Annotated in this window: 5 protein-coding genes; 3 read left to right on the top strand and 2 right to left on the bottom strand. The window is 54.1% G+C overall.

The features are described 5' to 3' along the window. The first annotated feature begins 661 nt into the window (after window positions 1-661). Genes ACXKZD_RS06115 through rcsB form a run of 3 tightly spaced genes read left to right on the top strand, consistent with a single transcriptional unit; the run spans window position 662 to window position 5,145 of the window. The gene (locus tag ACXKZD_RS06115) at window positions 662-1,816 is read left to right on the top strand and encodes an MFS transporter (RefSeq protein WP_050680391.1); all 1,155 of its coding nucleotides are present in this window, start codon (window positions 662-664) and stop codon (window positions 1,814-1,816) included. A 19-nt stretch (window positions 1,817-1,835) separates the two neighbouring features. Then, window positions 1,836-4,493, top strand: coding sequence for a phosphotransferase RcsD (rcsD, locus tag ACXKZD_RS06110; RefSeq protein WP_010248389.1), 2,658 nt, complete (start codon window positions 1,836-1,838; stop codon window positions 4,491-4,493). Window position 4,494: 1 nt separating this feature from the next. After that, window positions 4,495-5,145, top strand: a complete 651-nt coding sequence (rcsB, locus tag ACXKZD_RS06105) for a response regulator transcription factor RcsB (protein ID WP_009089068.1) — start codon at window positions 4,495-4,497, stop codon at window positions 5,143-5,145. 54 nt (window positions 5,146-5,199) lie between these two features. Here rcsB and rcsC read toward each other — a convergent pair whose 3' ends face one another. Further along, on the bottom strand, window positions 5,200-8,052 hold the full coding sequence (gene rcsC, locus ACXKZD_RS06100; RefSeq protein ID WP_187484436.1) for a two-component system sensor histidine kinase RcsC: 2,853 nt from the start codon (window positions 8,050-8,052) through the stop codon (window positions 5,200-5,202). 887 nt (window positions 8,053-8,939) lie between these two features. Then, complete coding sequence (gyrA, locus tag ACXKZD_RS06095; RefSeq protein WP_010258103.1) at window positions 8,940-11,612, bottom strand: DNA topoisomerase (ATP-hydrolyzing) subunit A; 2,673 nt, start codon at window positions 11,610-11,612, stop codon at window positions 8,940-8,942. Window positions 11,613-11,615: the final 3 nt, after the last annotated feature.

Genomic DNA, 11,615 nt, shown 5'->3' with positions numbered 1-11,615 from the left:
CACATAGTTTCACCTTCTAAAGATCAGAAGATGTCTTAACCTGGTGTATGTCGAAACGGCAAAGCCAAAGCTGGTCGCACGCCCCTAATCAGAGTGGCGAGTGACGCTATTATTGTTAGTTTTACTTGTACAGACTCACGCAAAATGTAACGTTTCTGACAGATTAAGTTTTAGCGTAGCCGTGTTAAAAAACAATTTCAATGTACAGATTTCATTATGGTTTAATCTTCATTACATAAGCATCACTTGAAAAAAGGTTTTCATAAAATCCGCTTTGCCTTTGTTTTTACATGTCAATTTATTGCTGACTGTTTCCGGAAATGATGCGGAAAGGTTAAAAAACCACCACTACCGGAACATCAGGGCTGTAAAAAAAATTTGTTCATTAAGCGATTCAGCCATCATTTATCACTGGACCTGATCCGATTTTTCAGCAGCAAGTCGTTGAAAAACGACAGTGAAATTTGAGTTAAGTCATTCTGCGGGGCGGTGGTCATGCCAGGAAAGTTCTGGAAAAAATTCGCAGCGCGACAAAAGTCGGTAAACTCCCGGTTTTGCCATTTATGCCATGTTGCAATCCCCTTCCTGATAAGAGGCGCAACGACCACTGACTCACGGCCAGTGCTACACTTTTCCGCTTTACCATTGATGAATCTGACCTATGACCGCACTGGACGCTGCACAACAAAACAAACATCAGAGCCGCCTGAACTGGGGCACGCGCACCATCTTTTTGATCAATGGCTTAGGAATGTCAGCCTGGGCTCCGCTGGTGCCGTTTGCCCGCGATCGTCTGCAGCTCAGCGGCGCATCACTGGGCGCGTTACTGCTCTGTCTGGGTATTGGTTCGCTGACCGCGATGCCGGTGACCGGCACACTGGTGGCGCGGTTTGGCTGCCGTCGGGTGATGTGCTTCTCTACCCTGTTAGTGCTGATGATGATGCCGCTACTGGCCACGGCTGATTCTCATCTGGTTATGGCGGCTGCGCTGATGCTGTTTGGCGCCGGGCTGGGCATGCTGGATGTGGCGATGAATTATCAGGCGGTTCAGGTTGAGCAGGCGGCGGATAAACCGATGATGTCCGGCTTCCATGGCTTCTTCAGTCTTGGCGGGATTCTGGGTGCGGGCACGGTCAGCCTGTTGCTGAGCCAGTCTTTTACACCCCTGGCCGCCACGCTGGTGGTGATGGCAGTGATGTTATTGCTGTTGCTGTGGCGACTGCCGGTCTTAATGAATGAACGCCTGCATCAGCCCGATCAACCCTGGCTGGTGATCCCACGCGGCTGGGTCGCGTTTCTTGGCCTGCTCTGCTTTATCCTGTTCCTGGCGGAAGGGGCCGTGCTGGACTGGGGCGCGCTGCTGTTGCTGCAGAACCCGGAGATGTCACCCGCCTGGGCCGGGCTGGGCTATGCGGTCTTTTCCGTGGCGATGACGCTGGGCCGTTTTAGCGGCGATAAGATCATCCAGCGTTTTGGTCGCTACCCGGTGATGCTGACCGGCGCGCTGACCGCCGCCGCGGGCATGAGTCTGGCCGTCTGGCTGCCGTGGCCGGAGATCGCCCTGCTGGCTTTCCTGCTGGTCGGCTTTGGTTTATCTAACACGGTGCCGATGTTGTTCAATGCTGCCGGGAATCAACAGGATATGCCTGCGAACCTGGCGATTTCTGCCATGACAACGCTGGGATATGCGGGTATTCTCTCAGGTCCGGCTTTAATCGGATTCATTTCGCAATGGATCAGCCTCAGCGGCGCATTTTTAGCGATCGCCCTGTTGCTGTTAGCGGTAGCCGCCAGTGCGCGAAAAGTTGCGCAATAATTCAGGTACCTGACACGCTATGTTGTATAAGTTTCCACTGACCTCCGGCAACGTCACCCGCTTTTTTGTGGTTTTCAATCTGGTGCTCCTGCTGGCGCTGGGCTTTATGGTGCATAACTCGGTGAATGCCTGGCTGACCGGGAAGCGCTATGCCATGGACGATCTGGCTCGTGACGTTCAGAAGCGCATTGATGCCTATCGCTTTGCCACCTGGCAGATCTATGAAAACCTCTCTACCAGTGCGGCAGGTGCAACACCCGGCAGTAACCTGCAGGAAACGCGACTGCGTCCCGACGTCTACTACCTGGAAAAAACCCGGCGTAAAACGGAAGCGCTGATTTTCGGCTCACATGACAGCAGCACGCTGGATATGACCATGCGGATGTCGAACTATCTCGACACGCTGTGGGGCGCAGAAAATCCCACCTGGTCGATGTACTTTTTAAATGGTCAGGACAATAGCCTGATTATGATCTCGACCCTGCCGCTGAAAGATATGGCGACGCGTTATAAAGAGAGTGCCATCAGTTCAATGGTTGATGGCCGTCGTGCTGAGATGTTGCAGCAGGCGAATGCGCTCGATGAGCGCGAGAGTTTCTCACCGCTGCGCCACCTCGCCTTCCAGAACGATCACTATTTCACGCTGCGTACCACCTTTAATCAGCCAGGCCATCTGGCCACGGTGGTCGCCTTTGATCTGCCGGTTAACGATATTGTTCCGCAGAACATGCCGCTGGAAAATTTCCAGCTGCGTCAGGACAGCTCAATGCCTGCCAGCAGCAGTGAACAGCAGGAGGTGGAAAATACCCGCATCTCACTGGTTAATCCCAATATCGAGATTACGGCCACCCTGCCCAGCACCTCGCTGCAGCTGGTTTATCAGGTGCCGATTGGCCGTCTGATTATCGACACCCTGCATAATCTGCTCTGGCCGCTGCTGATTAACCTGCTGCTGTTCCTGCTTTCACTGGCGGGTATCGTACTGCTGCGCCAGCAGTCGCTGCGTCCCAGCGAGAACCAGAGCGCTGAACTCGATTCGCTGCGGGTATTGAATGAAGAGATTGTGGCCAGTCTGCCGGTCGGCCTGCTGGTGTATGACTTTGCCAGCAACCGCACCCTATTGAGCAATAAGATTGCTGAACATCTTTTGCCTCACCTCAATCTGCAGAAGATCATTAATATGTCCGACCAGCATCAGGGCGTGCTGCAGGCCACCATCAATAACGAAGTGTATGAGATTCGCCACGCCCGCAGCGTGCTGTCGCCGCATACCCAGCTGTTTATGATGCGTGACCAGGATCGCGAGCTGCTGGTGAATAAGAAGCTGCAAAAAGCGCAGCAGGTGCTGGATCGTAACCATCAGATGCGACAGCAGCTGCTGCACAATCTGGGCCACGCGCTGAATCAGCCCCTGGAGAAGATGGTGACGCAGCTGGTACAGCTCAGCCAGCGTGATGCCGATGAGACCGTGCTGGACCTGCTCGATGAGAGTCAGGGGCTGGCGCGGCTGGTGGATGATATTGTGCTGCTGAACCGGCTTGAGGCGCACGACTGGTCACCCGATGCGACCGTCTTTAACCTGCAGGAACTGCTGGATGAGATCGCGCTGGAAAGCCTGCCGCTGATGCGCCGCAAAGGGCTGTCGCTGGTGGTGAATAATCACCTGGCTAATGATGAGACGCGCTTTGGCGACCGTCGCGCCCTGCGTAAAGTGCTGACCACGCTGATGCACTACGCCCTGACCACCACCCGCTGGGGGAAAATCACCCTGGAAGTTAAGGCTGCGGACAAGCAGGCCGATAGATTGATTATCGAGCTGGTGGATACCGGTGCGGGCCTGACGGTGGATGAACTGGCCAATGTCGACTTCCCGTTCCTGGGCGATACCAGTCAGGATCGCTACGGACAGGCTTCTGGCATGGCGTTCTTCCTCTGTAAGCAGCTCTGCAAGCAGATGGGCGGCAGCCTGGATATCGTGGCAAAAGCGGATATCGGCACGCGCTATAACATGCAGTTGCCGCTGGTGCTGGAGCAGAAGCGCGAAGAAGAAGAGGAAAAAATTCTGGATGGCGTTACCGCGCTGGTGGAGATCACCGTGGAGGACGTGCATAAAATTGTCTGCCGCCATCTGGAAAACTGGGGAGCGCGTTGTCTGACACCCGACGAGCGCATTTCCGGTCAGGATCACGATGTGCTGGTGACCGATGATCCATCAAAGCTTAGCGGCTGGGCACTGCTGCTGGCGGAAGATGAACTGGGGCACCATGCACTGAACGACCAGCAGTATCGGGTCAATTTCAATCTCAGTAATGCGCTGCTGGATGCATTGCTGGCACTGATAGAGAAGCAACTGTCGCATGATGTGATGGATAACGACACGGAAGACGACGCGGCCACGCCATTGATGAGCGGCGGCTATTTCCAGCTGTTTACGGAGACAGTACCGGTTGATGTGAAGAGGCTGTATACTGAGTCGGCGGAAAAGGACTACGCCTCGCTTGCTCAGACAGCGCATCGCCTAAAGGGCGTGTTTGCCATGCTCAATCTGACTCCCGGCAAACAGCTTTGTGAAGAGTTAGAACACCACATTAAAGCGTGTGACGATTCAAACATTACAAATACCACCAGTGATATTGACGCTTACGTCAATCAACTGCTGCAGCAAGGTAACCAATAAGATGAATAACTTAAACGTAATTATTGCCGATGACCATCCAATTGTCCTTTTCGGTATCCGAAAATCTCTGGAACAAATTGAATGGGTTAACGTTGTAGGTGAGTTCGAAGACTCAACAGCACTGATCAATAATCTGTCCAAGCTTGACGCCAACGTCCTGATCACCGACCTCTCTATGCCAGGTGAGAAGTATGGCGATGGTATTACGCTGATTAAATATATTAAACGCCACTACCCGGATCTCTCGATTATTGTTCTGACCATGAACAATAACCCGGCGATTCTGAGTTCAGTGCTTGATCTAGATATTGAAGGGATTGTACTGAAACAGGGCGCGCCAACCGATTTGCCAAAGGCACTGGCTGCACTGCAGAAAGGCAAGAAATATACGCCGGAAAGCGTTGCGAAACTGCTGGAGAAAATCAGCGCGGGTGGTTATGGCGACAAACGCCTGTCACCAAAAGAGAGCGAAGTGCTGCGTCTGTTTGCAGAAGGTTTCCTGGTCACCGAGATTGCCAAGAAGCTGAACCGCAGTATCAAAACCATCAGTAGCCAGAAGAAATCAGCGATGATGAAACTGGGCGTGGATAACGATATCGCACTGCTGAACTACCTGTCGTCTGTCAGCCAGACTCAGGTCGAAAGAGACTAAGTTACTTCCTGAGGCGGTGCAGCCTGCACCGCCTCGCCTCTGCCCTTTCCTGCCCTACCCCATCCGCGTTTTACGTACCCGATCAGCATAGATTGCCAGCGTCACTTTCAGCACATCTAACGTCACCGGTTTCGACAGGCAGTTATCCATGCCCGCATCCATGCAACGCTGTTTCTCTTCCGCCAGCGCATTCGCCGTCACGCCAACGACCGGGAAGAGATGGCCCAGCTGACGCAACCGCTGCGTCAGGCGATAACCATCCATATTCGGCATGTTCACGTCGGTCAGTACGATATCAATCTCATTACGACTCAGTACATTAAGTGCATCAACGCCATCCTGCGCAGTCTTCACCTGATAGCCCAGCGTGCCGAGCTGTTCCGACAGCAGCATGCGATTAATCGGATGGTCATCGACAATCAGCACCATGATGTCATCGTTATGCACTTTCTCTTCTACCGGTGCGGCCAGCAACAGCGCATCTGCGGCGTCGTTGCCCAGTGCGATCCGATAGATGCGCGCCAGCAGCGCCGGAACCTCATGCAGCGTGGCGGTAGAGTGGATCCAGCGGCCAGGCTGACGTTCACGCGGCATATCCACATGCGATCCATCGAAAGTGACCAGTGCCCGCAACGGAACATCAATATCCAGTTCGTAATCGGTCATCACCACATCGTCATGGCCGGGCTTACCGTTATATTCTGCGACCTGAATGCCCTGCTGCTGAATCTGACGCGTGATAAATTCCGCGAGGTACTCGTTGCGCATCGCCAGCCAGATTTTCTTATCCTGTAAATCCTCCAGCAGCATCAGTGACGGCTTCTGCCCTTTGTAGATTGGAATACGCACAATAAACTGGCTGCCCATGCCTGGCTCTGAGTCGACCTCAATGTCGCCGTCCATCATATTGATCAGCTTTTCACAGATCGCCAGTCCCAGCCCGGTGCCCTGGAAATTACGCTGCACGCCATTTCCCACCTGGAAGAAAGGATCAAACAGGCGTGGCAGCTCTTTCGCCGGAATGCCGACGCCAGTATCACGGACGCGGAATGCCAGATAGCCCTGCGCAACGTAAGCGTGGAGGATAATACAGCCCGTATGCGTGAACTTAATCGCGTTATTCAGCAGGTTAGAGATCACCTGCTGCAGACGCAGCGGATCGCCGTCCAGCACCTGCGGAACGTCATGCTCAATAAAGCAGTAGAGCGTAAGCCGCTTCTTCACCACCAGCGACAGATAGTTGCCGACGATGTGGGTCACGATTTCACGAGGTGCAAACGGACGCGGCTCAATTTTCAGCTGCTCTGACTCGATTTTTGAGAAGTCGAGAATATCGCTGATGATTTTCAGCAGCAGGCTGGAGGAGTTGTTCATCGCCGTCACCAGCGAGTCGATACCGCTGGGCAGCTCTTTGGTCTGCAGCAGATCGAGATTACCAATAATGCCATAAAGCGGCGTGCGCAGTTCGTGACTGACCGTGGCAAGGAACATCGATTTTGACTGGCTCGCCTGCTCTGCCGCGTGGGCCATCTCCTGCAGCGACTGCTCCATCCGCACGCGCGCCGAGACATCGACCAGCACACAAATCGCCACGTTCTCATTACGATAGCGCGAATGCACAAAGCTGATTTGCAGGTTGGTATTACTGCCGGTGAGCACATCGACAAAGTTGACCTGCTGCCCGCCAATAATCTCATTCAGCCGCAGGCGATCTTCCTGCGTCAGCAACGTCAGATAATTGTGCGCCAGCTCGTTACTCAGAATATTGGTGCCGTCGCTGGTGCGTAAAATACAGATCCCGACCGGCGCAGAGGCGACAATCTTACGGTTAAACTGCTCATGCTCTTCCAGCCGGTGCGCGTTCTCCTCCGCCGGCAGGAACATCCGGCGCTCAAACAGCCAGGCGAGGGTAAACAGAATGACAGCGCTGAAAATATTGAGCAGCAGCGCATTAATGATCATCAGCTTGAGCTGATCCACCATCACGTCGGTAGATATCGACCACACCACGTTAAGATCGGAAGGCGGCAGCGGCTTTTTCAGAACCAGCTGACGATAACCATTCAGGTATCCGAACCAGGTTTTATCATCAGGAAGACTATCGAGCGAGAAGCCCAGCCCGCCGCGCCGCGAATTTAGCAGTGGACGATAATTTTCATCGGTAATGGACGCGATAATCGGCAGGCTGCCCGGCTGAATAAACTCATCCAGCCGGATATTCTGTTCGACGCCCAGCAGCGCCTGTAACTTATTAGCAACGTAGACGGGCACCACCATAAAGAAGGTTCCGACGCCTGGCTGAGCACTGCTATTAATCCAGTACATCGGATTGCGGCGATCTTCTTCGCTGCTATTGCGATAGCGCAGCACATTATCACGCAGCGATTTCAGGCTGCGTTCCCGGTCAGCATTGCTGCTGCCAATCGTGAAGTCGGCCAGACACTGACTCTCGCCACCGATAAAGAACACCCGATTCAGCTCATACGATGAGGCGAAGTTACTTTTCCAGTAATTGATGTAGTAACTGAGTGAATCGAGCGAGTTGCGCCAGGTATTGCTCATCGAGGTACAGTCGCCATCCGAAAACAGGGGCGTAAACTGCGGCTGGGATGTTTTGCCTGCCATCATACCGGTCAGCACATCCAGACCGCTGCTGGCGTTGGTTAAGCGGTTCTCGGTGATATATTTCAGCTCACGCATCATGTCCGCCGAATGGCGCACATACCACTGTATCGTGCCGTAGTTGCTGGCAAACTCCTGCCGAACCTGCGTCTCTTTATTGTGCAGCACGCTGATAATGTAAAACGCAGTAAGAACGGCGCCCAGCGTCCAGATTAGCAGCGCCAGCGCGCGGAAAAGATAGCGCGAGATGCGAAGCGTAGTGCGGAAAGAGACAGGATATTTCAAAGGTAACTCGCAGTTGGCAAGGTTAGTCGCATCATCGATTTTTAATGCCCATACACTAGCTTTATCGGGCGTAAAAAGCCAGCCAGCCGCAGGCTTAGCGGGCGGTTTGGGAATCTTTTAAGACAGCCAAAGCAACATCTTTATCTTAGGAAGAAGTCGCCGCCTCTCCCCCTCAAACAAATGCACGCACACATCTCCTTAAAGCGACACCACAACCCCAACAAGAAAGGCCTGCTATGCCCGAAGAGCAAAGCGTCTGGCCCGCGATGGCGTGGCCGATCCGCATGGATGCGGGAACCCTTTGCGATCGGGCACAGCAGTCCTTTCGACGGCTCCCATCTGACTGCCATCAGCCAGCCATTTTCCCGCCCCGCCTCTAAGACCTCAAACAACACGCCCATCCCCTCAAAGCGACACCCAAATCCCACCAAGAAAGGCCTGCTATGCCCGAAGAGCAAAGCGTCTGGCCCGCGATGGCGTGGCCGATCCGCATGGATGCGGGAATACTTTGCGATCGGGCATAGTGGGCCTTTCGGCGGCTCCCGACTCACAGCCACCAGCCATTTTCCCGACCCGCCTCTAAGACCTCAAACAACACGCCCATCCCATCAAAGCGACATCACAACCCCAACAAGAAAGGCCTGCTGTGCCCGAAGAGCAAAGCGTCTGGCCCGCGATGGCGTGGCCGATCCGCATGGATGCGGGAATCCTTTGCGATCGGGCATAGTGGGCCTTTCGGCGGCTCCCAACTCACAGCAACCAGCAACCAGCAACCAGCCTCCAGCCCTGAGCTCCCTGCTCCCTCCCCATCACACACAAAAAAACGGCAGGCCGGGTTTCCCCTGACCTGCCGTTTTTGCAACGAACTTCAGCTCACGCCAGACAAATTACTCTTCGTCTTCAGCCGCGTCGTCTTCGTCTTCTGCATCCGCTTCCGGCGCAATCTCTTCATCGTCGTTCTCTGCTTCCGGCGCGATATCTTCCTCGCCTTCCGCCACGCTACCGTCGATTGAATCCAGCTCTTCTTCTTCAACCGGCTCGGCAACACGCTGCAGACCCACGACGTTCTCATCCTCTGCGGTACGAATCAGAATCACACCCTGGGTATTACGACCCACGACGCTGACTTCTGAAACGCGGGTACGCACCAGCGTACCGGCATCGGTGATCATCATAATCTGATCGCCATCAACGACCTGAACGGCGCCAATCACCGGACCATTACGTTCGGTCACTTTGATTGAAATAACACCCTGAGTCGCACGCGACTTGGTCGGGTATTCGCTGTTGGCCGTACGCTTGCCGTAACCATTCTGCGTCACGGTCATAATTGCACCCTCTTCACGCGGCACAATCAATGACACAACGCGATCGCCTTCAGCCAGCCTGATGCCGCGTACGCCAGAGGCGGTACGGCCCATCGCACGGACTGCGGTTTCTGCAAAGCGCACCACTTTACCGGCCGCTGAGAACAGCATCGCTTCATCGTTACCGTTGGTCAGCGCCACACCGATCAGCTCATCGTCGTCACGCAGATTCACGGCAATAATGCCCGCGCTGCGTGGACGGCTGAACTCTTTCAGTGCGGTCTTCTTCACGGTACCGAGCGCGGTCGCCATAAAGATATTAAAGCCTTCGGTATACTCACGTACCGGCAGAATCGCCGTAATACGCTCGTTGGCTTCCAGCGGCAGCAGGTTGACGATTGGACGTCCACGTGCGCCACGGCTTGCTTCCGGCAGCTGGTAAACCTTCATCCAGTAGAGACGGCCACGGCTGGAGAAGCAAAGAATCGTGTCATGCGTATTGGCGACCAGCAGACGATCAATGAAATCCTCTTCTTTGATACGTGCGGCTGACTTGCCCTTACCACCACGACGCTGCGCTTCATAGTCGGTCAGCGGCTGATACTTCACATAGCCCTGATGCGACAATGTCACCACAACATCTTCCTGATTGATCAGGTCTTCGATATTAATGTCAGCCGTGTTGGCAGTAATCTCTGTGCGACGCTCATCACCGAACTGATCACGCATCAGCTCCAGCTCTTCGCGGATCACTTCCATCAGACGGTCCGCGTTCGACAGAATGCGCAGCAACTCAGCGATCTGCTCCAGCAGCGCTTTATACTCATCCAGCAGCTTCTCGTGCTCAAGACCGGTCAGTTTCTGCAGACGCAGATCCAGAATCGCCTGAGCCTGCTGCTCGGTCAGATAGTATTGACCATCACGGATGCCATATTGTGGATCCAGCCACTCCGGACGCGCGGCGTCATCACCAGCACGTTCCAGCATCGCTGACACGTTACCGAGATCCCACGACTGCGCAATCAGACCCGCTTTTGCTTCTGCCGGGTTTGGTGCACGACGAATCAGCTCGATGATAGGATCGATATTCGCCAGCGCAATCGCCAGACCTTCCAGGATATGCGCACGATCGCGTGCTTTACGCAGTTCAAAGATAGTACGACGCGTCACAACTTCACGACGATGGCGAACAAAGGCGTCCAGAATCTCCTTCAGCGCCATGATCTTCGGCTGACCCTGATGCAGGGCTACCATGTTGATACCAAACGAGGTCTGCAGCTGGGTCAGTGAATAGAGATTATTCAGCACGACTTCGCCGACCGCATCGCGCTTGATCTCAATCACGATACGCATGCCGTCTTTATCAGACTCATCGCGCAGTGCGCTGATGCCTTCGACACGCTTCTCTTTCACCAGCTCCGCAATCTTCTCAATCAGGCGTGCCTTGTTAACCTGATACGGCAGCTCATGAATGATGATGGTCTCGCGGCCCGTTTTAGCATCAGCTTCCACTTCGCCACGCGCACGAATATAAATTTTACCGCGTCCGGTGCGGTACGCTTCTTCGATGCCACGGCGACCATTGATAATAGCGGCGGTCGGGAAATCAGGCCCCGGAATGTGCTCCATCAGCTCTTCAATGCTGATGTCTTCATTTTCAATGTAAGCCAGGCAGCCGTTAATCACTTCACGCAGGTTATGCGGCGGAATGTTGGTTGCCATACCCACGGCGATACCGGAAGAGCCGTTCACCAGCAGGTTAGGAATTTTGGTCGGCAGAACTTCAGGGATCTGCTCAGTGCCGTCGTAGTTCGGTACGAAATCGACGGTCTCTTTTTCCAGGTCAGCTAACAGGTCGTGGGCGATTTTCGACATGCGAATTTCGGTATAACGCATCGCCGCGGCGGAGTCGCCGTCGATGGAACCGAAGTTGCCTTGTCCGTCCACCAGCATGTAACGCAGGGAGAAAGGCTGGGCCATACGTACAATGGTGTCGTATACGGCGGAATCACCATGCGGGTGATATTTACCGATAACGTCACCGACGACGCGGGCAGATTTTTTATAGGGTTTGTTCCAGTCGTTACCCAGTACGCTCATCGCAAAAAGTACGCGACGATGAACCGGCTTCAGGCCATCACGCACATCGGGTAAAGCTCGGCCAACGATGACCGACATGGCGTAACCGAGGTAAGAATTTTTTAATTCTTCTTCGATATTGACCGGTGTAATTTCTCTCGCAAGGTCGCTCATGGA

The sequence above is a fragment of the Pantoea sp. ABR1s genome, from assembly GCF_057812235.1.
The sequence above is the reverse complement of the archived record's forward strand: the minus strand, read 5'-3'. Positions and strand labels throughout refer to the sequence as shown.